The 25,591-nt window shown below is 71.2% G+C and carries 26 protein-coding genes; 11 read left to right on the top strand and 15 right to left on the bottom strand.

All coding sequences use genetic code 11. The features are described 5' to 3' along the window. The first annotated feature begins 3 nt into the window (after positions 1-3). The gene (locus LPA41_RS00065) at positions 4-711 is read left to right on the top strand and encodes a prepilin peptidase (RefSeq protein WP_229067348.1); all 708 of its coding nucleotides are present in this window, start codon (positions 4-6) and stop codon (positions 709-711) included. A gap of 27 nt (positions 712-738) precedes the next feature. Here LPA41_RS00065 and LPA41_RS00070 read toward each other — a convergent pair whose 3' ends face one another. From LPA41_RS00070 to LPA41_RS00090, 5 genes are all read right to left on the bottom strand, one after another. Further along, positions 739-3,867: a UvrD-helicase domain-containing protein gene (locus LPA41_RS00070; protein ID WP_229068068.1), complete on the bottom strand. Its 3,129-nt coding sequence runs from the start codon at positions 3,865-3,867 to the stop codon at positions 739-741. 65 nt (positions 3,868-3,932) lie between these two features. After that, positions 3,933-5,282 carry a metallophosphoesterase gene (locus LPA41_RS00075; protein ID WP_374238098.1) on the bottom strand — a complete coding sequence of 450 codons (1,350 nt, stop codon included), beginning with the start codon at positions 5,280-5,282 and terminating at the stop codon, positions 3,933-3,935. A gap of 980 nt (positions 5,283-6,262) precedes the next feature. After that, complete coding sequence (locus LPA41_RS00080) at positions 6,263-6,505, bottom strand: MoaD/ThiS family protein (protein WP_229067350.1); 243 nt, start codon at positions 6,503-6,505, stop codon at positions 6,263-6,265. 3 nt (positions 6,506-6,508) lie between these two features. Further along, a complete protein-coding gene (moaA, locus tag LPA41_RS00085; RefSeq protein WP_229067351.1) occupies positions 6,509-7,525 on the bottom strand; it encodes a GTP 3',8-cyclase MoaA in 1,017 nt (338 codons plus the stop codon). Positions 7,526-7,692: 167 nt separating this feature from the next. Then, positions 7,693-8,571, bottom strand: a complete 879-nt coding sequence (locus tag LPA41_RS00090) for a fructosamine kinase family protein (protein WP_229067352.1) — start codon at positions 8,569-8,571, stop codon at positions 7,693-7,695. A 56-nt stretch (positions 8,572-8,627) separates the two neighbouring features. Here LPA41_RS00090 and LPA41_RS00095 point away from each other — a divergent pair, with 56 nt between their 5' ends. Both LPA41_RS00095 and LPA41_RS00100 read left to right on the top strand, forming a co-directional pair. After that, on the top strand, positions 8,628-9,131 hold the full coding sequence (locus tag LPA41_RS00095; RefSeq protein WP_229067353.1) for a GNAT family N-acetyltransferase: 504 nt from the start codon (positions 8,628-8,630) through the stop codon (positions 9,129-9,131). 114 nt (positions 9,132-9,245) lie between these two features. Next, positions 9,246-10,268 carry a DUF4192 domain-containing protein gene (locus tag LPA41_RS00100; protein WP_229067354.1) on the top strand — a complete coding sequence of 341 codons (1,023 nt, stop codon included), beginning with the start codon at positions 9,246-9,248 and terminating at the stop codon, positions 10,266-10,268. A 32-nt stretch (positions 10,269-10,300) separates the two neighbouring features. Here LPA41_RS00100 and LPA41_RS00105 read toward each other — a convergent pair whose 3' ends face one another. Both LPA41_RS00105 and fdhD read right to left on the bottom strand, forming a co-directional pair. Beyond that, positions 10,301-11,944: an alkaline phosphatase gene (locus tag LPA41_RS00105; RefSeq protein WP_229067355.1), complete on the bottom strand. Its 1,644-nt coding sequence runs from the start codon at positions 11,942-11,944 to the stop codon at positions 10,301-10,303. A gap of 71 nt (positions 11,945-12,015) precedes the next feature. Further along, on the bottom strand, positions 12,016-12,843 hold the full coding sequence (gene fdhD / locus LPA41_RS00110) for a formate dehydrogenase accessory sulfurtransferase FdhD (RefSeq protein WP_229067356.1): 828 nt from the start codon (positions 12,841-12,843) through the stop codon (positions 12,016-12,018). A gap of 86 nt (positions 12,844-12,929) precedes the next feature. Between fdhD and LPA41_RS00115 the strand changes: the two genes are divergently transcribed. The 3 genes from LPA41_RS00115 (at position 12,930) to LPA41_RS00125 (ending at position 14,916) form a co-directional block, all read left to right on the top strand. Beyond that, entirely contained in the window at positions 12,930-13,529 is a 600-nt protein-coding gene (locus tag LPA41_RS00115; protein ID WP_229067357.1) for a molybdenum cofactor guanylyltransferase, read from the top strand. After that, a complete protein-coding gene (locus tag LPA41_RS00120) occupies positions 13,526-13,771 on the top strand; it encodes a DUF6457 domain-containing protein (protein ID WP_229067358.1) in 246 nt (81 codons plus the stop codon). The genes LPA41_RS00115 and LPA41_RS00120 overlap by 4 nt, the downstream gene beginning before the upstream one ends. A 77-nt stretch (positions 13,772-13,848) precedes the next feature. Continuing rightward, entirely contained in the window at positions 13,849-14,916 is a 1,068-nt protein-coding gene (locus LPA41_RS00125; protein WP_229067359.1) for a YbjN domain-containing protein, read from the top strand. Between the two features lie 8 nt (positions 14,917-14,924). On the opposite strand, the gene LPA41_RS00130 is transcribed toward LPA41_RS00125, so the two are convergent. From LPA41_RS00130 to LPA41_RS00140, 3 genes are read right to left on the bottom strand one after another with little or no spacing between them, the layout of a single operon-like run. Continuing rightward, positions 14,925-15,227 carry a transcriptional regulator gene (locus tag LPA41_RS00130; protein ID WP_229067360.1) on the bottom strand — a complete coding sequence of 101 codons (303 nt, stop codon included), beginning with the start codon at positions 15,225-15,227 and terminating at the stop codon, positions 14,925-14,927. Continuing rightward, entirely contained in the window at positions 15,224-15,679 is a 456-nt protein-coding gene (locus tag LPA41_RS00135; RefSeq protein ID WP_229067361.1) for a hypothetical protein, read from the bottom strand. The genes LPA41_RS00130 and LPA41_RS00135 overlap by 4 nt, the downstream gene beginning before the upstream one ends. A 54-nt stretch (positions 15,680-15,733) precedes the next feature. Further along, positions 15,734-16,207, bottom strand: coding sequence for an Lrp/AsnC family transcriptional regulator (locus LPA41_RS00140; RefSeq protein ID WP_229067362.1), 474 nt, complete (start codon positions 16,205-16,207; stop codon positions 15,734-15,736). Positions 16,208-16,275: 68 nt separating this feature from the next. Here LPA41_RS00140 and ddaH point away from each other — a divergent pair, with 68 nt between their 5' ends. Then, positions 16,276-17,106, top strand: a complete 831-nt coding sequence (ddaH, locus tag LPA41_RS00145; protein ID WP_229067363.1) for a dimethylargininase — start codon at positions 16,276-16,278, stop codon at positions 17,104-17,106. A 34-nt stretch (positions 17,107-17,140) separates the two neighbouring features. Next, on the top strand, positions 17,141-17,710 hold the full coding sequence (locus tag LPA41_RS00150; RefSeq protein ID WP_229067364.1) for a bacterial proteasome activator family protein: 570 nt from the start codon (positions 17,141-17,143) through the stop codon (positions 17,708-17,710). A 193-nt stretch (positions 17,711-17,903) separates the two neighbouring features. Here LPA41_RS00150 and LPA41_RS00155 read toward each other — a convergent pair whose 3' ends face one another. The 4 genes from LPA41_RS00155 to LPA41_RS00170 all read right to left on the bottom strand — a co-directional run bounded on the left by LPA41_RS00155 (position 17,904) and on the right by LPA41_RS00170 (position 21,639). Further along, positions 17,904-18,698, bottom strand: a complete 795-nt coding sequence (locus LPA41_RS00155; RefSeq protein ID WP_229067365.1) for an HAD family hydrolase — start codon at positions 18,696-18,698, stop codon at positions 17,904-17,906. Continuing rightward, positions 18,698-19,513 carry an HAD family hydrolase gene (locus LPA41_RS00160; protein ID WP_229067366.1) on the bottom strand — a complete coding sequence of 272 codons (816 nt, stop codon included), beginning with the start codon at positions 19,511-19,513 and terminating at the stop codon, positions 18,698-18,700. Before LPA41_RS00160 ends, LPA41_RS00155 begins: the two co-directional genes overlap by 1 nt. 108 nt (positions 19,514-19,621) lie before the next feature. Further along, a complete protein-coding gene (gene serS / locus LPA41_RS00165; protein ID WP_229067367.1) occupies positions 19,622-20,884 on the bottom strand; it encodes a serine--tRNA ligase in 1,263 nt (420 codons plus the stop codon). A 65-nt stretch (positions 20,885-20,949) separates the two neighbouring features. Beyond that, positions 20,950-21,639 (bottom strand): hypothetical protein, encoded by a 690-nt coding sequence (locus LPA41_RS00170; RefSeq protein WP_229067368.1) that lies wholly within the window; start codon positions 21,637-21,639, stop codon positions 20,950-20,952. A 67-nt stretch (positions 21,640-21,706) separates the two neighbouring features. On the opposite strand from LPA41_RS00170, the gene LPA41_RS00175 reads away from it, so the two are divergent. From LPA41_RS00175 to LPA41_RS00185, 3 genes are all read left to right on the top strand, one after another. Continuing rightward, complete coding sequence (locus LPA41_RS00175; RefSeq protein WP_229067369.1) at positions 21,707-22,135, top strand: OsmC family protein; 429 nt, start codon at positions 21,707-21,709, stop codon at positions 22,133-22,135. Between the two features lie 84 nt (positions 22,136-22,219). Then, positions 22,220-22,567 carry a metallopeptidase family protein gene (locus LPA41_RS00180; protein WP_229068071.1) on the top strand — a complete coding sequence of 116 codons (348 nt, stop codon included), beginning with the start codon at positions 22,220-22,222 and terminating at the stop codon, positions 22,565-22,567. A 134-nt stretch (positions 22,568-22,701) separates the two neighbouring features. Continuing rightward, positions 22,702-23,445: an AIM24 family protein gene (locus LPA41_RS00185; protein ID WP_229067370.1), complete on the top strand. Its 744-nt coding sequence runs from the start codon at positions 22,702-22,704 to the stop codon at positions 23,443-23,445. Positions 23,446-24,109: 664 nt separating this feature from the next. Here the strand turns inward: LPA41_RS00185 and pheA are convergent. Next, complete coding sequence (pheA, locus tag LPA41_RS00190; RefSeq protein ID WP_229067371.1) at positions 24,110-25,048, bottom strand: prephenate dehydratase; 939 nt, start codon at positions 25,046-25,048, stop codon at positions 24,110-24,112. Positions 25,049-25,591: the final 543 nt, after the last annotated feature.

Here is a 25,591-nt window from a genome sequence, read left to right on the forward strand (position 1 = left end):
ATCGTGTCATCACCACTCGTGATCATGGCCGTCGTCTTCGGCGGCGCGGCGGGAGCGTTCGTGCCGCGCGTCGCGCACCGGCTGGCGGTCGCCCACGGCGAACAACCCCGATCGGCTTGCGCCGGATGCGGGCGGCGCTTCGCCGGCGGCCTCGCCGGATGGGTCCGGGCCGGCGGGGCCTGCGCGGGCTGCGTGCCGGGCAGGCACGGAGAGAGTACGGTCCTCGCGTCCGCCATCGTCACCGGTTCGCTCGCCGTCTCGCTCGGAACGGCATCGCAACTCCCACTCCTGCTCGTCGCGGCCGTCCTGGGCGTCCTCCTCGCGGTGATCGACCTGCGCTGCCACCGGCTGCCCGACACCGTGGTGGCGCTCTTCACGCTGGTCGCCGGCCTGCCGCTCGCGCTGCTCGACCCCGCCCGCCTCCCGGTCGCCGTCGCCGCCGCGGCCCTCGCCGGCGCGGCCTACCTGGCGTTGGCGCTGCTGCCCGGCGGCGGCCTCGGGCTCGGCGACGTGAAACTGGGCGCGGCGCTTGCCTTCGTCCTCGGCTTCGGCGGGTGGCCGGCCGTGGTGGCCGGCCTGGGCGCGGCCCACCTGATCAGCGGCCTGGTCGCCGCCGCCCTCCTGATCACCCGGCGGGCCGACCGGAAACGGGCGCTCCCGTTCGGCCCGGCGCTGCTGGCCGGCGCCCTGATCGCCCTGCTCACGGTCTGATCGAGCGCGGTGCCGGCGGTCCGGTCCCTACAGGAGGCGCAGCTGGCGGTCCTTCGGCTTGGACCGGGCCGCCTCGCCCAGCCGCTCGAACAGGCCCGAATCGATCACGTCCAGGAACGGCGTCGGCTCCTGCTCCCGCTCGCTGCCGTGCCGCGACCGCTTCGCCGCATGACTGACGTAGAGCCGGTCCTGCGCCCGGGTCAGCCCCACGAAGAACAACCGCCGTTCCTCGGCGACCTCCTCGTCGGTGGGCGCCGAACCCGGCCAGCGCAGCGGCAGCAGGCCGTCCTCGCACCCGACCAGGAAGACGACCGGGAACTCCAGCCCCTTCGCGGCGTGCAGGGTGAGCAGGTTGACAGCCTCGGCACGCGGGTCGAGCGCATCCACCTCGGCGCCGGTCTCCAGCTGCTGCAGGAACAGCGGCAGGTCGTCACCGACCCGCTGAGCCAGGGGCAGGAGCAGGTCGGCCGCCGACCAGACGTCCTCGGGGGCCAGCTGGTCGCCGTCGAGCGTCGGGGTCGCGTACCGCTGCGCCAGCATCTGTGCGGCAGCCTTGACCCGCGTGGCGAGCGAACCCTCCGCCCCGCTCGCGTGGCGCAGCTCGCGCGCGATGACCTGGACGCCGGGCCGGTCGCGCAGCCGGTTGTGCGAACGCTTCTGCACGGGCACGCCGGCCCGGGACAGCGCGTCGAGGATCGGCCCGGACTGGGCGTCGGTGCGGTAGAGCACCGCGATGTCCGAAAAGGACAGCGTGCCGGCGACGGCGGCCCGGGAGTCGACCCGGCCCGAGTCCAGCGATCGGTGCGAGAGGCCGCCGACCAGCTCGTCGATGGTCCGCACCACGAAGTCGGCCTCATCGGCCACGCTGCGCGCCGGGTACCGGCCGACGAGCGGCGCCTCCGGGTCCAGCCGGGCCGGATCCAACCGGCGGCCGCTGACCAGCGACGACGGCGCGATGGCCTGCACCGCGGCGGCGAGGATCGGTGCCGACGACCGGTAGTTGCGGGTCAGCCGGACCAGCCGGGCGTCCACGAAGTCGGCGTTGAAGCGCAAGAAGTACTTCACGTCGGCGCCGCGGAACGAGTAGATCGCCTGATCCGGGTCGCCGATCGCGCACAGGTTGCCGTCCGCCGGGCTGAGCAGGCGCAGCAGCTCGTACTGCAGTTCGTCGACGTCCTGGTACTCGTCCACGAAGATCCACTGCCAGCGCCGGCGGTACCGCTCGACGAGCGCCGGGTCGTCCCGCAGCAGCGCCACCGGCAGACTGATCAGGTCGTCCAGGTCCACCAGGTCCTGCTGGCGGAGCAGCTTGCGGTACGCGGCATCGTCCACCCCCGCCTGCTCCCGGGCCTGCGCCTGCTCCTGCTCGTCGGCGATCCGCCAGTTCGCGCCGAGCCCGGCCGCCTTGGCGTTCTCCTTCAGCACGGTCAGGCCGAGCGAGTGGAACGTGCCGACAGTGATGTCCTCGGCCACGTCACCCAGCAGCGCCTCCAGCCGTTCCCGCAGCTCGGCCGCGGCCCGCCGGGTGAACGTGATCGCCAGGCAGCGCTCCGGGAAGACGCCCAGTTCGGCACAGAGGTACGCGATCCGGTGGGTGAGCGTCCGCGTCTTGCCGGTGCCCGGTCCGGCCACGATCAGCAGCGGCCCGCCCGGCGCGGACGCGGCCACCCGCTGCATCGCGTCCAGCCGGTCCAGCAGGCCGGTGCCGACCTCCTCCATCCCGGCGAGCATCGGCTCGAACGGCTCGTGCGGGCTGGGCGGCGGCGCGAGGGGCGGCGGTGCCGGCTTCTCCTTGGCGGGCTTGGTCTTGCGGTCCTTCGCCGGCGGTTCCGTCCGGGACTTCGCGGCCTTCGGCTCCGGGAACATGTCGAAGAGCGTCTCCACCTGCGGGGCGCTGTTCCGGTTGCGCAGCTCACCGGGCTCGAACAGGGTGATCACGCCGTACTCGCCGTCGTAGCCCGGCACCCGCCGCACGTCGCCACGCCGCAGCCGGGTGATGGCCTCACGCAGCTCCTCGCCGCCCGCCTTGCCGATCTCGTCGACCGGCACCTTGCGCAGGATGTCCAGCTCCGGCCCGAGCGTGGCGACCAGGTGATTGAGCCGTTCCTCCACGGTCTTCGACTTCGGGCCCACGCCGTTGATCTCACCGAGGATCTCGTGCAGCTGGATCAGGTGCTCGACGCGCTGCTCCTTGTGGAAACCGGCCGGGCGGTCCGCCAGGTCCTCGACCCGGCTCAGCACACCGACAGTCAGCGGCCGGCCGCACTCCGGGCACCGGCCACCGGCCTCGCGGGTGCGCGCCGGCTCCCAGTTCACGCCGCAGGCCCGGTGGCCGTCCGCGTGGTACTTGCCCTCCTCCGGGAAGAACTCGATCGTGCCGGCCAGGCCGGCACCGTCCCGCACCGCGGCGTAGTCGGGCGTGCCGGTGAAGAGCGTCGCCTCCCGGGCCAGCGCGGCCGGTGAGTGGGCGTCTGAGTTCGAGACCAGGCGGTACCGGTCGAGGCTGGAAACCCGCCAGTTCATCTCCGGGTCCGACGAGAGCCCGGTCTCCACCGCGGTGACATGGTCGGCCAGGTCGGCGTAGCAGTCGGCGATCGCGTCGAAACCGGACTTGGAGCCGAGCGCCGAGAACCACGGCGTCCAGATGTGCGCCGGGATCAGGTAGCCACCGGCCTCCAGGGTGATCTCCAGCAGGTCCCGGGAGTCGAGGCCGAGGATCGGGCGCCCGTCCGCGGTCAGGTTGCCGATCCGGGCCAGCGCCGTGTTGATCTTCTCGACGGAGGCGAAGTCGGGTGCGTACAACAGGTGGTGGACCTTGCGAGTCCGGTCATCCCGCTTGTAGATCGTGGAGATCTCGACGCTGAGCATGAACCGGGCCGGTGTGGTGCCCCGCAGCGAACCGGGCAGGCGCTTCGTCACCGGTTTCTCGTCCGCCAGCCGGAACAGGCCCGGCTCGGCCGGTTCGAGGCTCTCCCGGAGATGCTCGAACCAGGCCGGATGGGTGAAGTCGCCGGTGCCGAGCAGGCCGATGCCCTTGCGCCGGGCCCACCACGCCAGGTTCGGCAGCGTCAGGTCACGGCTGCAGGCACGCGAGTAGCGCGAGTGAATGTGCAGGTCCGCGACATATGTTTCCGCGGTGGCCGCCACGCCCCGCATCCTGTCACGGCCGTCGGTCAGGCCACGAGTCGCCACGCTCAAACACACTTACCGATCTTGATTAGTTAAGCCGTACGCAGTTCGATGACGGTGACTTGCGGAGGGGCACCCACCCGGACCGGCGGACCCCAGTAGCCGGCGCCGTTCGTCACATAGACCGGGACACCGTCCACCCTCCCGAAACCGGACACCACCGGTTGCTCCAGCTTCACCAGCAGGTTGAACGGCACCATCTGCCCACCGTGGGTGTGACCGGAGACCTGCAGGTCCACACCGTACGGCGCGGCGTCCTTCGCGGCCACCGGCTGATGAGCCATCAGCACCACCGGCCGGGCCTGGTCCCGATCACCGAGCGCCCGGCCGAAATCGGCCGAATCGCCGTGCTCCGAGCCGGACACGTCGTTGACGCCGGCCAGATCCAGACCGTCGATCTCCACCCGCTCGTTGCGCAACGGCCGGATCCCGAGCCGCGCGACCTCGTCGATCCACTCCTCGTACCCGGAGTAGTACTCGTGGTTGCCGGTCACGAAGTAGGCGCCCCGCCGCGACTCGATGCCGCCCAGCGGCGCGGCGAACCGGCCCAGCTCCGCCACACTGCCGTCAACCAGGTCCCCGACGACACAGACCAGATCCGCGTTCACCGAGTTGATCACCTTGACGATCCGCTGGGCGTGCTCGACACCGGTCAGCGGGCCGAGATGAATGTCCGAGACGACAGCGAGCCGCGTCCCGTCCATGCCACGGGGCAGCTTCGGCATCGGCATCTGGAAACGGTCGATCCGCGGGGCGCTGGTCGCAGTCTTCACGCCGTAACCGGTGATGCCCGCAGCGGTGAGGCCGGCGAAGATGGCCGTGCCGCGTGCCAGGAGCAGGCGGCGGTTCAGGCGCTGCGGGTCTTCCGGCGAAGTCGCTCTTTCGCCCGGTTTCGGTCCGGCTTGCGCTTGCGGGTCCGCGGCTTGTGGCCGCGCGGCTTGCGCTTCCGGCTTCGCTGCTTGTGGCCGCGTGGCTTGCGCTTGCGGCTCCGCGGCTTGTGGCCCCGCGGCTTGCGCTTCCGGCTCTGTGGCGGTCGGCGATCCTTGCTCGGTCACGGCTCGCGCTGCTGATCTTGCCGCGCCTCGCGCCTCTTGGTCCCCTGCGTGCGTCTCGTGGGTCTCGTGCGTCTCGTGCGCCTCGTGCGCTACGGGTCGCGCGGTCGCCGGCTCCGGTGCGCCCGTGCGTGCCGCCCACAGGCGCATCGCCGCCAGTCTCGGCAGCTCCAACACCGCCAGCACGACGAGCAGGTAGAACATCACCGCGATCCACAGATAGCCCGGCCAGGACAGCCACTGGACGTAGCCGTTACGGACCCCGATCAGCGTGGCCGGCACCAGCAGACCGAGAACGATCACGATCCCCGTGCCGACGCGGCGCGGCATTCCCGGGCGCAGCGTGTCGTGCACCAGCCGCTTCCACAGGTAGAAGTGGATCAGCCCGATGACGATCAGAACGACCGCGACGAAGCCCAACTGAGAACCCTCCCCCTGCGGCCGTCCGTGGCCGTGCCCGCACCAGCTTGCCCGAACCAGTGTCCCCGACCGGAGCCGACCCCTGACCACACTCACCGCACCGCCCGGCGGCGTCACCCGCTCCCGGCCGGGGGGCGCCCGCTTCCGGCCGGGGGGCGCCTGCTTCCGGCCGGGGGTGCGCCCGCTTCCGGCCGGGGCCGTCGCCTTCGGCCGCTGTTCGCTCGCTTTCGATCAGGGGTTGCTCGACTTCGGCCGGGGCCGTCGCCCGCTTTTGGCCCGGCGCCGCCCGCTCCTGGCGCCGGGGGTTGCCCGCTCTTGGTCGGGGCCGTTCGCCATCGGCCGGGGTCTCGCGGCCGGCGGTCCGGCCGAAGCTCACGGCGGGCGGCTCGCCGGGGTGCGCCTGTGGTTCCAAGCAGCGCGAGCTTCCTTGCCATCGGCTCAGTTGCGGTCAGTGGATCAGCAACCACGAGGAGAAGTGGATCTGCTAGCGATGCGAAATCGCGGTGATAGGCCCATGATCACCGCGATTTCGTAGCGCTAGCAGATCCACTTCGACATGGAGGGCGCGTCCGGGGGCCGAAAAAGGTGGATACGCCGCGCTTGCCGGTACCCGAGCGCCAGGTCGCGGGGTAGTCCGGGCGTAAGCGGCCCGGTGGCCCGGTGGCCTGGCGGTCCGGTGGCCTGGCGGCCTGGTGGCTTGGAGATCTGGCGGCCCGGTGGCCCGCGCCCCAGGCGCCCGGCGGTCTGGCGGGCCGGTGGCGTAGGTGGGCCGGTGGCCGAAACCCGGCGATGTTGCCGACTTCGAGCGGGATCCGGACTGCGGTGACAACAGTTCAGGACGGCCCGGGTTCTGGGCCCTCGGGCCCAGGGTGGTTGAGCAGGCCGCGTGCTCAGCCGCCGGCGAAGGGAGGCAGCACGTCGACCGTGGCGTCTGAAGGCAGCGGGGCGGAACGGTCGTGGCAGGTGAGGCCGTCGACGAGGAAGCTGGCGGCTTTCATCACGAGGGTCAGCTTCTCGCCGTGGCGGGCTGCCAGCACCTCGATGAGCTCATCCAGGGATGAGGCTGAGGCGGTCTCGGCTGAGGTGCCGCCGGCGGCCGCTCGGGCGCCGGCGAAGTAGCGCACGGTCAGCACGGTTCAGCCTCCGATTGCGGACATCGGGCGGGCGGGCTGGAGGAACGTGGGGTCGTCGATGCCGTGGCCGGCTCGTTTGCCCCACATGGCGGCCCGCCAGGCGTCGGCGATGCGTTCGTCGGTGGCGCCGGTGCGCAGGTGTTTGCGCAGGTCGCTCTCGTCGGTGGCGAAGAGGCAGTTGCGCACCTGGCCGTCGGCGGTCAGGCGGGTGCGGTCGCAGTCGCCGCAGAACGGCCGGGTCACGCTCGCGATCACGCCGACCCGGGCGGGTTCGCCGGCCGCGTCGAGATGGCCGGGTACGAGCCAGGTCTCGGCCGGCGCTGTTCCACGTGAAACATCGTCGGGACGCAGATCGAAGGGTGCCAGGGCGGCCAGGATCTCCTCGGCCGTGACCATGGCGTGCCGGTCCCACTGGTGCTGGGCGTCGAGCGGCATCTGTTCGATGAAGCGCAGCTGGTAGCCGTGGTCGAGGGCGAAGCGCAGCAGCTCGGCCGCCTCGTCGTCGTTCACCCCTCGCATCAGCACCGTATTGATCTTCACGGGCGTCAGGCCGGCGTCCACCGCGGCGCGCAGACCGGCCAGCACGTCGGCGTGCCGGTCGCGGCGGGTGAGCGTGTGGAAGCGGGCCGGGTCGAGGGTGTCGAGGGAGACGTTCACCCGATCGAGGCCTGCTTCTTTCAGGCCCGCGGCGATCCGGTCCAGCCCGATGCCGTTCGTGGTGACCGACAGCTTGGGCTTGGGATTCAGTCGCGCGGCGGCCGCGACGATGCCGACCAGGCCGCGGCGGATCAGCGGTTCGCCGCCGGTGAACCGGACCTCGGTGACACCGAGCTGCTCGACCGCGATCCGCACCAGGCGGCTCACCTCGTCGTCGGTGAGCTGGTCGGGCTGGGGCATCCACGCGAGACCCTCCGCGGGCATGCAGTAGGTGCACCGCAGATTGCACCGATCGGTGAGCGAGACGCGCAGGTCGGTCGCGATGCGGCCGAACCGGTCGGCGAGCACGGTCACGGACGCCACCCGGTGGTGACGGCTGATCTCACGAAGAGGCTCACGGATCGAATCTAGCCGCTCCGCACCCGGATCGCCGTTACGCATATCGCTCTATGGACTCCCACGTCGAACCGGACGGAGGAGGAAGAAGCAGCAGCGACGGCACGAAAGCGACGGCACAAAAGCCGCGGCCATCAGGTACGCAGGACCGCGTCCGCAGCCGACCGAACCGCCACCCGGTACCCGGACCCGAACGCCGCCGTGTGCACGAGCAGCAGATGCAACTGGTGCAGCGGAACCCGCTCCCGCCATCCGTCGGCGAGCGGCCACTCCTCCCGGTACGCCCCGAGGACGGTGTCAAGATGCGGCACCCCGCCGAACAGGGCCAGCGTCGCGAGGTCCGTCTCCCGGTGACCGCCGTGCGCCGCCGGGTCGACGAGCCAGGCCCGGCCGTCGGCGCCCCAGAGCAGGTTCCCCGGCCACAGGTCACCGTGGATCCGGGCGGGTGGTTCGCTTTCCCCGTACCCCTCGATGCTCTTGATGATTTCCTCGACGGCCGCGATGTCGTCCGCGTGCAGAGATCCGCGATCAGCGGAAAGCCGCAGGTAGGGCAGCAGCCGGCGGGTCCCGAACCAGGTGCCCCAGGAATCCGTGTCGGGCGTGTTGTCGAGCGGGAGCGGCCCGATCCAGCCCGGCCAGGGTGCGCCGAACGCGTCGGCCCCGGCCCGGTGTGTCAGCGCCAGGGACCGGCCGAAGGCAGCGGCCGCCGGTCGGGAAGGCGTTCCCGGCGACACCCATTCCAGGGCCAGCAGGTCGGGCAGGGCCGCGATCACCTCGGGCACCGGTACGGCGCCGGCCGCCCGCAGCCACGCCAGACCGGCAGCCTCCGCCGCGAACATCCCGTCCGGCGCCGGGTCCGACGGCCACGACTTGGCGAACAGCGACGTCCCGTCGTCGAGGGTCAGCCGCCGTGCTGTGCACACCCCGCCGCTGACCGGGGTCTCCCGGATCCGCTGGTGGGTGAGAAATGTCGGGAGGTGCTGGGGATGCGCGCGCAGGTACGCCAGGTCCACTCGCTTATCTTGCGCTTCGCGTGACGTACATCCCAATTCGCAGGCATGATGGCGACATGACGCCTGTCGCTGTGCGTTCCTACCGCCCGAGCGATCACTCCGCGGGCCGGAAGTTGTGGGCCGAGCTCACCCGGCAGCACAACGAGATGTACGGCGAGCACACCGACGACGGCGGCGCCGGCTTCGAGGAGTACCTGACCAGACTCGATCTTTCCGGGCTCTGGGTGGCGGACCATGCCGACGACGGGGTCATCGGCATGGTGGGGTTGATCATGCGGGGCCGGGCCGGCGAGGTCGATCCGGTGGTCGTCACGGTCACCCACCGCCACAAGGGTGTCGGCCGCAACCTGCTGCACCACGTCGCCGCCGAGGCCAAGAACCGGAACATGACGTCGCTGACCATCTCGCCCGAGTCACGCAATGTGGACGCGATCCGCAGCCTGCACGCGGCCGGGTACGACGTGGTCTCCTCGATCGAGCTGACCATGGACCTGGACCGGCACAGCCACGCCTGGCACGAGGAAGGCCTCCAGCTTCACGAGTTGCCCTTCAAAAGCTGAAGGCGCAGCTCACGGGCCATCGCCGGGAACGTGGCCTGTGGACGGACCGGCGTGTCGTCCACAGCCCGCAATTCGGCATCCGGGCGCGTCCGGCCGGCGGCGACGCTGCCTCGTATGACAGCCGACTGCCCGCTCATCGTCCGTACCCCCTCCGATCTGATCGCCGTCCTGCCGTTCGTGCTGGGTTATCACCCGGTGGACTGTGTCGCCGTGCTCGGACTCACCGGCCCCGACGTCGATTTCGGCGCCTGTTACGACCTGCCGGAACCGGGTGGCGACCCGGCGGAGGCCCGCGACGCGGCGCAGGCGACAGCGGCGACGATCGCGCGACAGGGCTCGTCGTCGCTGGTGGTGGTCGGCTTCGGGGCGCCGGCCCGGGTCACTCCCGCGGTGTTGCGCCTGGTGGAGGCGTTGCGGACAGCAGGGGTACGGGTGAACGACGCGCTCCGGGTCACCGACGGGCGCTGGTGGTCGTTCCTGTGCGACGACACCCGTTGCTGCCCGGACGACGGCACGCCGTGCCTGCCCGCGGACAGCGTGATCGCCGCCGAGGCCACGTTCCGCGGTCAGGTGGCGCTGCCCGACCGGCGTGCCCTCGTCGCGCAGGTGGCACCGGTGGAGGGCGACGCGCGGATCGCCATGGGCGAGGCGACCGAACGGGCCCGGAAACGGTTCGCCGCCCTGGTCGCCGAGGACATGGGCGCGAAGCGGTACGCGCGACGCGTCAACCGCGCCGGGCAGCTCGCCGTCCGGCAGGCCGAGACCCGGTACCGCACGGACCGGGCCCTCGACGACGACGAGACCGCCTGGCTCGGTGTGCTGCTGGTGGACCGTTCGGTGGAGGACTACGCCCTGGACCGGGTGGGTCCGCAGGAGTGGCGGATCGCGTTGTGGACGGACGTGCTGCGGCGGATGGAGCGCCTCTACGTGCCGGCGCCCGCGTGCCTGCTCGGCTTCACCGCCTGGCGGGCCGGTCGTGGCGCACTGGCCCGGGTGGCGGTGGACCGGGCGTTGGCAGCCGATCCCCGGCATCACCTGGCCGGGCTGTTGCACCAGGTGCTGGGGTTCGGCCTGGCGCCGGCCCTGGTCGGGCAGCTCAGGTCCGGCCGGGCCCGCCGCGATCGGCGGACCCGGTGAACCCGGGTGTCAGGGCCCGGTGGGTCCGGGTGTCAGGGCCGGCTCGTCTCCTGCTCGACGGTCGCCCGGCCGAGGTCCCCACCGGACCGCAGCGACGCACCAGGTGTCGGGTTGTCGGCGACCTGGTTCAAGCCGGGCACCCGGTCCTCGATGACGAAGCTGGCACGGGTGGTCGCCGGCGCACCCGGCGTGGTCACGTAGGGCACGGTCACGAAGTCGGCGGTGAGCGCGTCACCGGTGATCCGGGTCCGGACGTAACCCCGCTGGTTGTTGTAGAAGCGCAGGTGCGGGTTCCACGCCGCCCACGGGTGGTTGCCGCTGGGCACGTCGGCGCCGTTCCCGCCCGAGGTGATCGAGGAGCAGACCAGTTCGGTGCCGACCGTCTTCGCGGCCGGGTCGTCGTAGTCGAGTTTCAGGTCGGCGGCCCAGTGCGCGTGCACGTCACCGGTGAGCACCACCGGGTTGCGCACGCCCGCCTCGATCCAGCCACGGGTGATCCGGTCCCGGGACGCCTGATATCCGTCCCAGGAGTCCATGCTGAGCACCTTCTGCGGGCCGGAGTTGTTGTCCCGCTGGCCGAAGAAGACCTGCTGGCCGAGGACGTCCCAGCGGGCGGTGGAGCGCCGGAACCCGTCGAGCAGCCACTTCTCCTGCTCGGGGCCGGTGATGCTGCGGGCCGGGTCGTACGCGGCCGGGCAGTCCTTGTACCCGTCACCGCAGCCCTGGTCGTCGCGGTACTGCCGGGTGTCGAGCAGGTGGAACGTGGCGAGCCGGCCCCAGTGCAGCCGCCGGTACAGCTGCATGTCGATGCCCCGCGGGATCGAGGTGCGGCGCAGCGGCATGTTCTCGTAGTAGGCCCGGAAGGCGGCCGCCCGCCGGTCCAGGAAACCGGGGTCGGGCTGTTCGGGCGCCTCGTCGGCCCAGTTGTTCTCGACCTCGTGGTCGTCCCACACCACCGCCCAGGGCGCGGCGGCGTGTGCGGCCTGCAGGTCGGGATCGGTCTTGTACTGGGCGTGCCGCTGCCGGTAGTTCGCCAGCGTGACGGTCTCCGGTCCCTGGTGGTCGCGCGGATTGCCACCGGGGATGTTGTAGGTGTCGGGCGCGTACTCGTACTGGTAGTCGCCGAGGTGCAGGATCAGTTCCGGCTCGTCCTCGGCCAGCCTGCGGTAGGCGGTGAAGTAGCCGTGCTCGTACTGGGAGCAGGAGACGAACGACATGGCGAGGCTGGCGACCCGGGCCGAGCGGGCCGGCGCGGTGCGGGTCCGCCCGACCGGGGAGGTGTACCGCTCGGCGTGGAAGCGGTAGAAGAACTCCCGGCCCGGCGACAGTCCGTCGAGTTCGATGTGGACGCTGTGCCCCCGGTCCGGCCGGGCCACGGCGACACCGCGCCGGACCACCTTGCGGAACCGTTCGTCGGCAGCGAGCTCCCAGGTCACCACGACGTTGCGGGACGGCATGCCACCCAGGCCGTCCGCGGCGAGCGGTTCCGGGGCGAGCCGGGTCCAGAGCACGAAACCGTCGGGGTCCGGGTCGCCGGAGGCCACGCCCAGGGTGAACGGGTCGGAGCGCAGCGGCCCGCGGTACGGCGTGGCGTTCGCGGCCAGCGGCCAGATCGTTGTCGCACCGGCGGCGGAGGCCGCGGAGGTCAGCAGCAGGGTTCGACGCGAGACAGGCATGAGCGCAGCCTGTTTCGCATGGATGAATGTGGATGTACCCCGAACTTTACGGTCCCGGGAAGCTCACGTGGTCAGAAAGTGACGCGCTGCGCTCCGGTGTAGATGTTCATGCGCGGGTCACGGAGGAAACCGATGAGCGACATGCCGGCCTCCTCGGCGAGTTCCACCGCGAGCGTGCTGGGCGCCGAGACGGCCGCCAGCATCGGCAGGCCGGCCATCCACGCCTTCTGCGTCAGCTCGAAACTGGCCCGGCCGGAGACGAGCAGCACGTGGCCGGTCAGCGGCAGCCGGCCCTCGCGCAGAGCCCAGCCGAGCACCTTGTCGACCGCGTTGTGCCGGCCCACGTCCTCGCGCAGCACCAGCAGCTCACCGGCCGCGGTGAACAGGCCGGCCGCGTGCAGGCCCCCGGTGCGGTCGAACGTCCGCTGTGCCGCCCGCAGCTTCCCCGGCAGTCCGGCCAGCACCCGTGCCGGGATCTCCAGCGGGTCACCTGTCACGTCGTAGCTCGACCGGGTCCGTACCGCGTCGATGCTCGCCTTGCCGCAGACCCCGCAGGAGCTGGTGGTGTAGAAGTTCCGGCTCGGATCGGTGACCGGCGGCGGCACCCGCGGGTCGAGGACCACGTCGACCACGTTGTACGTGTTCGGGGTGTCGGTGCCGGCACAGAGCTGTGCCGTGACCACGTCGTCCGGCCTGCCGATCACGCCCTCACCGAGCAGGAAGCCCATCGCCAGGTCGATGTCGTGCCCCGGAGTGCGCATGGTCACAGCGAGAGCCTGCTTGCGGATCCGGATCTCCAGCGGCTCCTCGGCGGCGAGCTCGTCCGGCCGCCGGCGAGAGGCCGGTGAGCCGTCCAAATTCACGCTGACCACGGTCCGGCGTGTCGCGTTCCTGCCCATGCGTGAAGCCTACGGCGGGGTCCACCACACGGTTTCGAAGTGAGCGCGCGGTCACGTCCGGCACGCGGTCGGGATACGGTACTCACGTGGGGGGATTTGCGGCGGTGGTCCTGGCCGGTGGTGCGGCGCGGCGGATGGGTGGTGCGGACAAGCCGACGTTGCCCGTTGCCGGCCAGTCCATGCTGACCAGGGTCCTGGCCGCGGTGCACGACGCGGACCCGCGGGTCGTGGTCGGCCGTGTCCCGGCTGACCTGCCCGTCTCGGTGCACGTGACCCGTGAGGAGCCGCCCGGCGGTGGTCCCGTCGCGGCCGCCGCGGCCGGTCTGGCCCTGGTGCCCGACACGATCACCTACACCGCTCTGCTCGCGGCCGACCTGCCGTTGCTCACCGGCGAGGCGATCGACGTGCTGCGCCTGACCATGGAGTCGGCGCCGATGGAGGGCGCGGTCTACCGCGACACCGAGGGCCATCTCCAGGTGCTCTGCGGCGTGTGGCGGACCCGGGCGCTGCGCGCGGCGCTGGACCGGCTCGCCGAGGAGCGGGGCGGCCTGCACGGCGCGCCGATGCGGGCGCTCATCGGCACGGTGCGTGTCGCCGAGGTCTCCTGGCGCCGTCCCGGCCCGCCGCCGTGGTTCGACTGCGACACCGACGACGATCTGCGGACCGCCGAGGAGTGGGCGCGATGAACCAGATGGACGAGTGGCTGGCGGTGGCCGGCCCCGAGCTCGGTGTGCGGCCGGAGGAGGTGCCGACGACGCAGCTGCTCGACGTGGCACGCGACGTCGCGCACAACGTCCTGCGGCCGGGGGCGCCCGTCACGGCGTACCTCCTGGGGCTGGCCGTGGGTCGCGGCGCCGACCCGGCGGAGGCCGCTCGGAAGATCAGCACCCTGGCGCTGAACTGGGGCAACCGGCAAGATCAATCCTGACCTCCGGACACACCCGGCAGGAGGGCGTTCACGACCCGCCGCCGCTCGATAGGGTGACGGGAACGGAGGTGCGGATCATGACGCCGGACGAAAGCATTCTGCTCGACGAGCCAAGCACGGCCGACCTGCGAGCCAAGGTCACCGAGGCCTGGCGGGAGTTCGCCGGTGCGCTGGCCGAGCTGCTGCCGACCCTGCCGCCTGGCGCGCACGTCGACATCACCCTGGACCCGACCGCCTCCGGCACCGGGACCGCGGTCTACTCGGTGAGCATGCGCGTGGTGCCGGACGGCGTCGTCGAGGCGCTGGCAGTGGGCAACGCGGAGCTTCCCGCGGAGTACCGGATGGACCGCGCCGCGGTCGCCGACATGGTCGCGCTGGGCTGGTCGCCGCCCGGTGTGCTGGCCGGCTCGGGTGACTCGTTCGGCCTGCGTGCCACGCCGGACAAGGCGACGCAGCTTGCCACCGCGGTCTCCCGCACGTTGCGTGACGTCTACGGTGCCCCGCACCCGGCGTTCCTGGTCTACCTGGTGCACGACGACCAGGACGAGCCGCTTGAGACGGCGCCGCTCGGCACCGCCCGCCACGAGCCGTCCGTCGAGGCCGCGGCCGACCTCGGCGACCTCCCCGACGACGCGGCCCTGGAGGCGGCACTGGCGAGCGTCGACCCCGAGGTGGTGCCGCTCGAGGAGCGGGTCCGCACGGTCGTCGCGACCATGTCCAAGACCACGATCGACCAGTTGCAGGTGGACACCGACGGCGACATCGGCATCCGGGCCGGTTCGGCGATGGTCTTCGTCCGGGTCCGTGACAACCCGCCGCTGGTCGACGTCTTCTCGCCGATCCTGACCGAGGTCGAGCCGACCGAGCAGCTTTACGTGAAGCTCTCGGAGCTGACCAACCGGATGCCGATCGGGCGGCTCTACTGTGCGCAGGACACGGTGTGGGCGTCGATCCCGGTGTTCGGCCGCAACTTCCAGGCCATCCACCTCATGCTCGCCGTGCAGGTGATGACGGGTCTCGCCGACGAGCTGGACGACCGGCTGCACGGCGAGTTCGGTGGCAAGCGGTTCTTCGTCGAGGGCGACAAGCCGGTGCCGGCGAAGGACCGCCCGGCCGACGAGCACCGCCCGGGGATGTATCTCTAGCGGCCGACTCAGCCCTCCGCGGGCACCGTCGTCGCGTTCACGATCTCCTGGAGCGCGGCGACGTGCCCCCGGTACGCCTTCATCCCCTGGCGCGTCATCGACAGCCACACCCGCCGGGTGTCCGAGCCGAGACGCTCCTGCTTGACGTAGCCCGCGTCGACGAGGGCGGCCACCTGCTTGCTCAGTGCCGACGGGCTGAGGTCCAGATGTTCCTTGATGACCGACAGTTCCACGGTGCTGCCGGCGACCAGCATCGCGCAGATGCGCAGCCGGTGCGTCGGGTGGATGATCGGGTCGAGTTCCGCGGTCACCGGGGCGTTCCCGTCGACTGCCGCGGCGCCCCCGTGGACCGCCGGTGCGCCACGCCGCCGGCCAGGTAGAAGGCGGCCGCCGCGATGGCGAGGACGACGATCGGCCATCGCTGGGCGGTGAGCTCGGCGACGACGAACGCGGTGAACAAGCACGCGATCGCGGCGCCCACGGAGGCGAGGAAGGCGCGGCTGGTGGGCAGGGTGTACGGCGTACCCATCCGGTAACCGGCCAGCAGGTTGACCGCGATGAGCACCGCACTGGTGGCGAGCAGCGGGACGAAGCCGTCGTCGCCCAGTGCGAAGGTCAGCGTCATGGCGCCCAGCAGGAGCGCGTTGACCGGGTAGATCCACGTCGGCCACGGCGTGTCCCGCACGGCGCGCTGGGCGGTGTCGATGTCAGCAAGCGCCTCGCGAGCCTCGGCGGCGTTCGGGACCTGCGCGTTGTTTTCCATAGCGGAAACTATCTCAGATGTTTTCCACTATGGCAACTATCAACCATGCGGAAACTATGTGGCCCCCGTCTGCTGTGCCGGCCCCACCGTCGTCGGCGTCTCGACCAGCCGCGACAGGACCACCATGCTGCGCGTGGACGTCACGAACGGCTCCGCACGCAGCTTCTCCAGGGCCTGTTCCAGGTGACCGATGTCGGCCGCCCGCAGGTGCACGAGTGCGTCCGCCTGCCCGGACACCGTGTAGGCCGCCACCACCTCGGGGTGCCGCCGGGTGGCCACGGTGATCTGGGCCGGTGTGGTGCGCCCGGTGCAGAACAGCTCCACGAACGCCTCGGTGGTCCAGCCGACCGCGGCCGGTTCGATGACGGCGGTGAATCCCTTGATCACTCCGCTGGAGCGCAGCCGGTCGACCCGGCGTTTCACGGCCGGGGCGGAAAGCGAGACCTTGGCGCCGATGTCGGCGTAGGAGGCACGGGCATCGGCCACCAGCAACGCAATGATTCGCTGGTCAACGGCGTCCATCTGCAACGATTCGCCTCCGAGGAGCAAGACTTCGAGCTGTTTGCTGCACCGCAGCCTACCTACTCTTTAGATTCATGAGCCACGCCGAGCGATTGCCGCGTAACAGGACATATCTGATGTGTCCCCCGGAGCATTTCACGGTCGAGTACGCGATCAACCCGTGGATGAACACCGAGTTCGCGGTGGACGCCGCCCTGGCAGTCCAGCAGTGGGAAGCGCTGCGGGCCACCCTGACCGATCTCGGTCACGAGGTGCATGTGCTCGACCCGCGGCCCGGCCTGCCGGACATGGTCTACTCGGCGAACGGCGCGTTCTCCGTCGACGGCACCGTCTACGGCGCCCGGTTCCGGTTCCCGCAGCGCGCCGACGAGGCCGTGGCGCACCGGGCGTTCTACGCCGACGCCGGCCGGTGGCGGTTCGTCGCACCGGAACACGTGAACGAGGGCGAGGGCGACTTCGCCTACCTGCCGGGCGCCTACGGCGGGATCGTCCTGGCCGGTTACGGCTTCCGCACCGACCCTGCCGCGCACGCCGAGGCGCAGGAGGTGCTCGGCCGGCCGGTGGTCTCGCTGAAGCTGGTCGACCCGGCCTTCTACCACCTGGACACGGCCCTGGCCGCCCTCGACGACCGCCACGTCACGTACTACCCGGACGCCTTCTCCCCGGCCTCGCAGCGGGTCCTCGCCCAGCTCTTCCCGGACGCGTTGCTCGCCGACCGGGAGGACGCGGAGGCGTTCGGCCTGAACCTGGTGAGCGACGGCCGGCACGTGATCCTCAACACCGAGGCATCGGCGATGGGACGCAAGGTCCGGGATGCCGGATATCTGCCGGTGCACGTCAATCTCTCCGAGCTCAAGCGCGGCGGCGGAAGTGTCAAGTGCGCGGTCGCCGAGTTGCGCCCCTGACACCCGCGAGATTCGGTGCGCAAAGATAGGACGCATGACCGACGACACCCGCAACACTGAGCACTCCGAAGACGGCTCCGTCATCGTCGTGGGCCCGGACGGCCGCCCGATGGGCACGGTCGAGGCGGACGGCTCGCTCACACCCGAGGAGCCGGGCAACCTCATCGAGCAGCCCGCGAAGGTCATGCGCGTCGGCAGCATGATCAAGCAGCTGCTGGAGGAGGTTCGCGCCGCGCCGCTCGACGAGGCGAGCCGCAGCCGGCTGCGGGAGATCCACCAGCGGTCGATCAAGGAGCTGGAGGACGGCCTCGCCCCCGAGCTCCGCGAGGAGCTGGAGCGGCTCTCCCTGCCCTTCGAAGGCGAGACCCCGCCGAGCGAGGCCGAGCTGCGGATCGCGCAGGCCCAGCTGGTCGGCTGGCTCGAAGGCCTCTTCCACGGCATCCAGGCCGCGCTCGTGGCCCAGCAGATGGCCGCCCGCCTCCAGCTCGAGCAGATGCGCGGCGGCGGCGCCCGCCCCGCCCTGCCGATGGGCGGCGGCCTGATCCCGGGACGGCCCGCCGCCGGCCCCGGCGAGGGCCAGGCGAGCACGGGCCAATACCTCTAGGAGTACGGCAGGAGACGTCACCAACAGCAGCCGGCCCCGTCACGCCGGCTCGCGGTGACTGACGTCCATGCCCCGGCTCACGCCCCCGCCGGCACCGGCGGGGGCTGGGCTCTGCGAGGGCCGGGCCCTGCGGGGGCCGGGCTCTGCGGGGGCCGGGCTCTGCGGGGGCTGCGATCGCCGGTGCGGCGCCGGGTCAGATGCCGAAGGCTTCCGCCAGGTATTCCGCGACGCCGTCCTCGTCGTTGGTGGCGCAGACGTCGTCGGCCACCGCGCGCACGGCGGGGTGGGCGTTGCCCATCGCCACCGCCCGTCCGGCCCAGGTGAGCATCGGGATGTCGTTGGGCATGTCGCCGAACGCCACGACCTGCTCGGCCGTGATGCCGTCGCGCTCGCAGAGCCAGGCGAGACCGGCCGCCTTCGTCACACCGGCCGCGGAGATCTCCACCAGGGCCGAGGACGCCGACCGGGTGGCCTCGGCGACGCCGCCCAGCGTGCGGCTGACCAGCTCCAGGAACTCGTCGGGGTCGGCCGTCGCGGACCGGGCCAGCAGCTTCACGGCCGGCACCGAGGTCAGCTCCTCGGGCGACCCGATCACCTGGATCCGATGGTCACCCTCCCAGCGCAGCGGCCAGGCCTGCTCGTGCCGGAACGATCGGCCGTCCTCGACCTCGACTGCCAGCACGACGTCCGGCACGGCGTCACGCAGCCGTTTCGTCACGTCCAGCAGCAGCTCGACGGGCATCGAGTGGGCGCGCAGGATTTCGTCGTTGTCCGGGTCGTAGATCACCGCGCCGTTGGCGCAGACCGCCGGCAGCGGGCTGGGCAGCTGGCTGTTGAGCTGGTCGAGCCAGCGCAGCGGCCGGCCGGTCACCAGGACCACCGGGACCGGGACCCGGGCGAGCACCTCGAGGGTGCGCGGGCTGACATCGCGCTCGCTGTTGATCAGAGTGCCGTCGATGTCGGTGGCGACAAGTCGGAAGGGTGGCATCACCTCGACAATAGCCGGTCCAGAAAGACCGCCACCCCGTCCTCGTCATTGGTGAGCGTCACCGCGTCGGCGGCCGACAGCAGCTCCGGGTGCGCGTTCGCAACCGCGACCCGGCCCCACCCGGCCCAGGCGAACATCGGCAGGTCGTTGGGCATGTCACCGAAGACGAGCACGTCCGCCGGATCGACACCGACCGCCTCGGCGACCACCGCGAGACCGGTGCCCTTGTCCACGTCGGCCGGGCAGATCTCCACGTAGTCGAGGCCGGCCTGGGTGACCGTCGCCAGGTCCGTCGGCACCACGCGCCGGGCGACCGCGAGCAGCTCGTCCACGTCCAGCTCGAAGGACCGGGCGAACGCCTTGATCACGTCACCGGTGAGGCACTCCGCACGCGTACGCGTCTCCACCGTCACCGGGTAACGCCAGGTCGGGTCGTAGTCGCCCCAGAGCGGGGACTCGTCGTGCTCGAGCGCCTCGAACATCACCGACAGCGGGCTGCCGGTCGCCGCCTCGATCGCCGCCAGGGCCCGGCCCAGGGCGTCGCCGGGAAGTCTCGCCTGCCGCAGGTAACGGCCCTCCGCCTGGTCCAGCACCCAGCCGCCCTGTGCCAGGACCAGATAGTCGGCGACCCGGATGTCGGAGCGGATCAGCGAGGTGAGCCGCGGCCCGCGACCGGTCGCCGCGACGATCCGGATGCCGGCACCGCGAACCCGGTCCAGCACGTCGTGCGTGAACGCGGAGACGGTGTCGTCACTGCGCACCAGGGTGCCGTCGAGATCCGTGGCGATCAGCTTGGGGAGCCCAGGCTTGAGCATCGAAACCTCCGAGGGTCGGTGAACCCCCGCGGAGGGCGGAAGGAGAACGGTACACCCGCCCGGCGACCAGCTGCTATCACAACTGGTAGCCGGGCGATTGCTAGATCATTACCTGGTGGGTTCGAGGACGTCGCGGCCACCGAGGAACGGCTGCAGCGCCTTCGGCACCCGCACCGAACCGTCCGGCTGCTGGTGGTTCTCCAGGATCGGGATCAGCCAGCGGGTGGTGGCGAGCGTGCCGTTCAGCGTGGCCGCGGTCTGCGGCTTGCCGTCGGCGTCCCGGTAGCGGATGTTGAGCCGGCGGGCCTGGAACGTGGTGCAGTTCGACGTCGAGGTGACTTCGCGGTACCGGCCCTGCGACGGCACCCAGGCCTCGCAGTCGTACTTGCGGGCCGCGCTCGTGCCGAGGTCGCCGGCCGCCACGTCGATCACCCGGTACGGGATTTCGACCTTGGCGAGCATCTCCTCCTCCATGGCGAGCAGGCGCTGATGCTCGGTGAGCGCGTCCTCCGGCTTGCAGAACGAGAACATCTCGACCTTGTCGAACTGGTGCACCCGGAGGATGCCGCGCACGTCCTTGCCGTGCGAGCCGGCCTCCCGCCGGTAACAGGTCGACCAGCCGGCGAACCGCTCGGCGCCGTTGCTCAGGTCGATGATCTCGTTCGAGTGGTAGGCCGCGAGCGCCACCTCCGACGTACCGACAAGGTAGAGGTCGTCGGCCTCCAGCCGGTAGATCTCGCTGGCGTGCGCCCCCAGGAAGCCGGTGCCCTCCATCGACTCGGGCCGGACCAGGGTCGGCGTGATCGACGGGATGAAACCGTGCTCCACCGCCTGCTGGATCGCCAGCTGGAGCATGCCCAGCTGCAGCAGCGCGCCGACGCCGGTGAGGAAGTAGAACCGCGAGCCGGACACCTTCGCACCGCGCTCGGTGTCGATCGCGCCGAGCGCCTCGCCGATCTCCAGGTGGTCTTTCGGGTTCGCGATCTCGGGGATCGTGCCGACCTCGCGGAGCACCGTGAAGTCGTCCTCACCGCCGGCGGGCGCGCCCTCCTCGACCACGTTGGGCACCGCCAGGTGCGCGCGCCGCAGGGCCTGCTCGGCCTCGCCGGCCGCGGCCTCGGCCGCCTTGACCGCCTGGGCCAGCTCCTTGGTGCGGGCCAGCAGAGCTGCCCGCTCGTCGCCGGACGCCTTCGCGACCTCCTTGCCGATGGACTTCTGCTCGGCGCGGACCGACTCGAACCGCTGCGTGGCGGCCCGGCGTTCCTCGTCGGCACGCAGCAGCGCGTCCACCACGTCGGTGGACTCGCCGCGCAGTCGCTGGCTGGCGCGGATCAGTTCGGGGTCTTCCCGGAGCAGGCGCAGGTCAATCACGGTTGTCGAGCCTACCGGGGTGCCGGTCCGGTCAGCACCCGGATATCCCCCGGTGTCAGGTTTCGCTACGACCGGTGCGGCTGATCGCGGTCACCCGGGAACTGGGCGAACGGCTCGGCCGGGGCGATGCTGAGCTCCAGCGGGGTGTCCGGCACGACGTCCTCGACGGGCCTCGCCTGTCGCGGCGCCGTGTTCGCCCGCCGGTCGACGAGCCAGAGGGCGACCAGGGCGGCGGTCACCGCGGCCAGGGCACACCAGATCCCCCGCCCGTACGCGAAGTCGGGTTGCTGCTCGGGCCCCAGCCCGACACTCGCGATCCGCGAGATCAGCACCGACTCGGCACCGAGCATGTGCACCACCGCCAGCAGCACGGCGAGCAGCACGCCGCCGACGCTGAAACCGGCCAGCCGGGCGTAGCGCCGGCCGGGCTCCGGGCCGAACAGCGTCAGCACCACACCCGTCACGAGCAGGACGAGACCCACCAGGTACGCCGCGCCGATGCCACCCAGGTCCATCAGATCGGTCGGGAACGTCTCGACCTGGGCCGGCTCCCCGTCCTCGAAGAACACGTTCTGCACGGTCGTGGTCTGCCACTCCGAGATCATCGACGCGAAGGCCGCGACCGCGCCCAGGCCCGCGACCAGGGCCGGCAGTCGGTGATCGCCGCCGAGGTCACGCAGAAACGGCAGGCGGCGCGGCCGGTCGTCCTCGTCGGGCGCACCGAACTCGATCACGGACTCGGAATCGGCGGACATGCGCTCCATAATGGCCCCTTGCGGTGACCGCATACCAACATCCCCGTGATGCGTTAGCGTTCTGGTCATGCCTATTCGTTCTGCTACTGCTCGCTGGGAAGGGAACCTCACCGAGGGTTCCGGCTCCGTCAAGACCGGTAAGGGTGGCCTGCAGGGGAACTACTCCTTCAAGTCGCGCTTCGAAGAGGGCGAGGGGACCAACCCCGAGGAGCTCATCGCCGCCGCGCACTCCGGCTGTTTCTCGATGGCCTTCTCGAAGGGGCTCGCCGACGCGGGCTTCACGCCGAACTCGGTGGAGACGGTGGCCAAGGTCCGGCTGGACAAGGTCGAGGGCGGCTTCGGGGTCACCGGCATCGACCTGGAGACCGTCGGTGACGTCCCCGGCATCGACGAGGCCACCTTCCAGAAGATCGCCGAGGGTGCCAAGGAGAACTGCCCGATCTCGCGTCTGCTCAGCCCGGGCGCGCCGATCACGCTTTCCGCCAAGCTCGCCTGAGTTCCGGCTGGGACACCGGCGCGGTTCCGGCCGCGCCGGTTTTCCGTCAACGGCCCATTTCCCGGCACAATTGCGACCGTGCCGGTGAACATGAGTCGCGAACGCTTCGAAGAGCTCGTCGGGGACGCCCTCGACGAGGTGCCCAACGAGTTGCTGTCCCTCATGAACAACGTCGTGTTCCTGGTGGAGGACGCCCCGCCGGACGGCAGCGACGACCTGCTCGGCCTCTACGAGGGGACCGCGCTGCCCGACCGCGGCTGGGACTACGCCGGCATGCTCCCGGACCGGATCACCATCTACCGCAATCCCACGCTGCAGGTGTGCGACAGCGAGGACGACGTGGTGGAGGAGGTGGCGATCACCGTGGTGCACGAGATCGCCCACCATTTCGGCATCGACGACCAGCGGCTGCACGAACTGGGCTGGGGCTGATCGCGCCCGTCCTGGTGTTGCTGATCGCTCATCCGGCGCCGCCGATCGCTCATCCGGCGCCGCCGATCGCTCGTCCGGCGCCGCTGATAGCTCGCCCGGCGCCGCTGATTGCGGGGAGTTTCTACGCTGGGATCATGCGCAGCGAACTTTTCTCAGCGGACAACCTCGAGAAGGAATCGGCTCAGCCGGGACTTCGGCTGCAGAACTCCAAGCTGCTCAAGGCCGAACTGAACGGCGACTTCCTGGCCCGGACCGGCTCGATGGTGGCCTATCAGGGGCAGGTGAAGTTCGAGGCCCTCGGCTCGGGTGGCCTAGGCAAGTTCCTCAAGCAGAAACTGACCGGTGAGGGCGTGCCGCTGATGCGGGTGCGCGGTCAGGGTGACGTCTTCCTCGCCGACAACGCCGCCGACATCCACCTCATCGACCTGGAGCCGGGCGACTCCCTCTCCATCAACGGGTCGAACGTGCTGGCTTTCGACTCGAGCCTCAGCTACGACATCAAGGTCGTCAGCGGTGCCGGGATGATGTCCAACGCCGGCCTCTTCAACTGCGTCTTCACCGGCGCGGGCCGGATCGCGGTGACGACGCACGGCACGCCGGTGGTGCTCAACGTCGACGCACCTACCTATGTCGACCCGCAGGCGGCGATCGCCTGGTCGGCGAGCCTGCAGACCGGGTTCCACCGGGCCGAGCAGTTCAGCTTCGGCAACCTGCTGGGACGCAGCACGGGCGAGCGCTTCACGATGAGCTTCAGCGGACAGGGCTTCGTCATCGTGCAGCCCTCGGAGGTGCCGCCGGGCGGTCTCGCCGGCGCCGGCAACGGCTCGTCGTCCTCGAAGTCCGGCGGCGGCATCCTGGAGAACCTCTTCGACGACTGAGCCGCGCCCGGCTGTCGGTGGTCCTGGCTCCGTCCAAGCTTTTCACCGGCTTGTGCTGGTAGAAGGCGCGAGTGCCGAGCATGGCTCGCTGGATGCCGACGCGGCGGCGGGCGAGGCAGAGAAAGCGCGGCGTGGCGTCGATTGCCCTCGACCCTGTTGCGGTCCTGTTGCGGTCCCTGAACAGGTAGCCGGGTTCGGTCGCGGCGGGTCCGCGCGGCGATGTTGATCTGCTAGCGATGCGAAATCGCGGCTTCAGGCCCATGATCACAGCGATTTCGTAGCGCTAGCAGATCAACATCTCGCCGTGGCGCGAGCCTCGCGTACCGTGCAGCCCGGGTATCGGATGATTTGTCCGGTGCTACCTGGGCCAGACCCGGGAGCCAGGGTCGACGCACGGGCCGCATCGGCGAACCGGCGATCGGGGTGCAGCGCCCACGGGGCCGCTCGGCTCGGCTGGGCCTGCTCGGCTCTGCTGGGCCTGCTCGGTCCTGGTGGTCCTGCTCGGCCCTGCTCGGCCTTGCTCGGCCTTGCTCGGCCTTGCTCGGCCTTGCTCGGCCTTGCTCGGCCCGGCGGCACCTGCCGATCATGCGTGCGCCTGGGGCAGTCATGCCGGACCGAGCGACCGACCGGCTCTCGGCTGGGGACTGGCGAAAGGTGGCGGGTGTCAGCCGTTGCGCAGGCGGGCCAGCCAGGCTGCCGAGTCGGCGAAGTCGGCGTCGGACAGTCCCGGCGGGGCTGCCACCGGTGGCTCCGGCTGGAGGCGGTGCTTGGGGTAACTGCCCAGGAACCGGACCTCCGCGCAGATCCGGCGCAGCCCCTGGAGGGCTTCGCCGAGACGCGGCTCGGCCACGTGGCCGGTGCAGTCGAGGAAGAAGACGTACGTGCCCAGCCGCTCACCGGTGGGCCGGGACTCGATGCGGGACAGGTTGATGCCGCGTACCGCCAGTTCGGTGAGCACCGCGAGCAACGCGCCCACCTGGTCGTGCCGGATCGAGACGGCCAGTGACGTCACGTCGTCGCCGGTCGGCGTGGCTGGCGCGCCGGGGCGGCTGAGCAGCGCGAACCTGGTCACCGCCTCGGCCCGGTCGGCCACCTTGCCGGCGAGCACGGTGAGCCCGTGGCGCGGCACGCCGATCGGGGCGCAGAGGGCCGCGTCGTACTCCCCGGCGGCCGCGCTGACCGCCGCCGCCGCGTTGGAGAGCACGTCCACGACGACGGCATCCGGCACGTTCGCCTGGAGCCAGTGCCGGCACTGGGCAGACGCCTGCGGGTGGGCCGCGATGGAACGCAGGTCGGCGAGCGGGGTCAGGGAGCGCGCGGCGAGCACGAACTCGACCGGCAGCAACACTTCCCGCGTGATCATCAGAGGGCTGCCGGTGATCAGCTCGTCCAGGGTGACCGGGACCGCGCCGCCGACCGAGTTCTCCAGCGGCACCAGCGCCGCGTCCGCCTCCCCGGAACGGACCGCCTCGAGCGCCTCCGGGACGCTGCGGGCCGGGGTGCGGACCCCGTGTTCCGCGGCGGGGATGGTGCGCAGGGCGGCCTCGGTGAAGGTGCCCTCCGGGCCGAGGTAGGCGAATTTCGTGGGCGGCGTTCCGGGCATCGACCCAGTCTAGGTGCCCCGGCCGGGCGGGAGCGGTCGCCAGGAAGGTGTCCCGGGCCGGCGGGGGTGTCCGATGACCTTTATCAATCGGCTTTTCGCCGGTTCGTGCTGGTAGGGGACGGGACATGGCGTGCGGGATATCGGACGCGGCGGGAGAGGCAGTGGAGGGCAGCGTGGCCTCGCGGGCGGTCGCCCCGTGCGGTCGCCCCGTGCGGTCGCTCGTGCGGTGGGCCCGTGCGGTCGCTCGTGCGGTGGGCCCGTGCGGTCGGCCTGTGTGGTGGCCTCGTGCGGTCGGCCTGTGCGGTGGGCCCGTGCGGTCGTCTCGTGCGGTCGTCTCGTGCGGTGGGCCCGTGCGGTCGCCCCGTGCGATCAGCCGGCGCGGGGCCGCTGTTGATCTGCTAGCGCTACGAAATCGCGGTGATCAAGGGGTTGGAACCGCGATTTCGCATCGCTAGCAGATCAACATCTCTACAGGGGTGGCGCGTCTGACCTCACCGGGGCCGGCGGCCCCGGTGGACCGGGCCGCGGCGGTGGCGGTGGCGG

This window comes from Actinoplanes sp. DH11, assembly GCF_020873875.1.
Lineage (GTDB): Bacteria > Actinomycetota > Actinomycetes > Mycobacteriales > Micromonosporaceae > Actinoplanes.

What these genes read in the sequence shown, in the direction of transcription:
- LPA41_RS00070 (WP_229068068.1), bottom strand. Translation starts at nt 3,867, where the DNA reads ATGCGGGGCGTGGCGGCCACCGCGGAAACATATGTCGCGGACCTGCAC.
- LPA41_RS00075 (WP_374238098.1), bottom strand. Translation starts at nt 5,282, where the DNA reads ATGCCGCGCCGCGTCGGCACGGGGATCGTGATCGTTCTCGGTCTGCTG.
- LPA41_RS00095 (WP_229067353.1), top strand. Translation starts at nt 8,628, where the DNA reads ATGACGCCTGTCGCTGTGCGTTCCTACCGCCCGAGCGATCACTCCGCG.
- LPA41_RS00100 (WP_229067354.1), top strand. Translation starts at nt 9,246, where the DNA reads ATGACAGCCGACTGCCCGCTCATCGTCCGTACCCCCTCCGATCTGATC.
- LPA41_RS00105 (WP_229067355.1), bottom strand. Translation starts at nt 11,944, where the DNA reads ATGCCTGTCTCGCGTCGAACCCTGCTGCTGACCTCCGCGGCCTCCGCC.
- fdhD (WP_229067356.1), bottom strand. Translation starts at nt 12,843, where the DNA reads ATGGGCAGGAACGCGACACGCCGGACCGTGGTCAGCGTGAATTTGGAC.
- LPA41_RS00120 (WP_229067358.1), top strand. Translation starts at nt 13,526, where the DNA reads ATGAACCAGATGGACGAGTGGCTGGCGGTGGCCGGCCCCGAGCTCGGT.
- LPA41_RS00125 (WP_229067359.1), top strand. Translation starts at nt 13,849, where the DNA reads ATGACGCCGGACGAAAGCATTCTGCTCGACGAGCCAAGCACGGCCGAC.
- LPA41_RS00135 (WP_229067361.1), bottom strand. Translation starts at nt 15,679, where the DNA reads ATGGAAAACAACGCGCAGGTCCCGAACGCCGCCGAGGCTCGCGAGGCG.
- ddaH (WP_229067363.1), top strand. Translation starts at nt 16,276, where the DNA reads ATGAGCCACGCCGAGCGATTGCCGCGTAACAGGACATATCTGATGTGT.
- LPA41_RS00150 (WP_229067364.1), top strand. Translation starts at nt 17,141, where the DNA reads ATGACCGACGACACCCGCAACACTGAGCACTCCGAAGACGGCTCCGTC.
- LPA41_RS00155 (WP_229067365.1), bottom strand. Translation starts at nt 18,698, where the DNA reads ATGCCACCCTTCCGACTTGTCGCCACCGACATCGACGGCACTCTGATC.
- LPA41_RS00160 (WP_229067366.1), bottom strand. Translation starts at nt 19,513, where the DNA reads ATGCTCAAGCCTGGGCTCCCCAAGCTGATCGCCACGGATCTCGACGGC.
- LPA41_RS00170 (WP_229067368.1), bottom strand. Translation starts at nt 21,639, where the DNA reads ATGTCCGCCGATTCCGAGTCCGTGATCGAGTTCGGTGCGCCCGACGAG.
- LPA41_RS00175 (WP_229067369.1), top strand. Translation starts at nt 21,707, where the DNA reads ATGCCTATTCGTTCTGCTACTGCTCGCTGGGAAGGGAACCTCACCGAG.
- LPA41_RS00185 (WP_229067370.1), top strand. Translation starts at nt 22,702, where the DNA reads ATGCGCAGCGAACTTTTCTCAGCGGACAACCTCGAGAAGGAATCGGCT.
- pheA (WP_229067371.1), bottom strand. Translation starts at nt 25,048, where the DNA reads ATGCCCGGAACGCCGCCCACGAAATTCGCCTACCTCGGCCCGGAGGGC.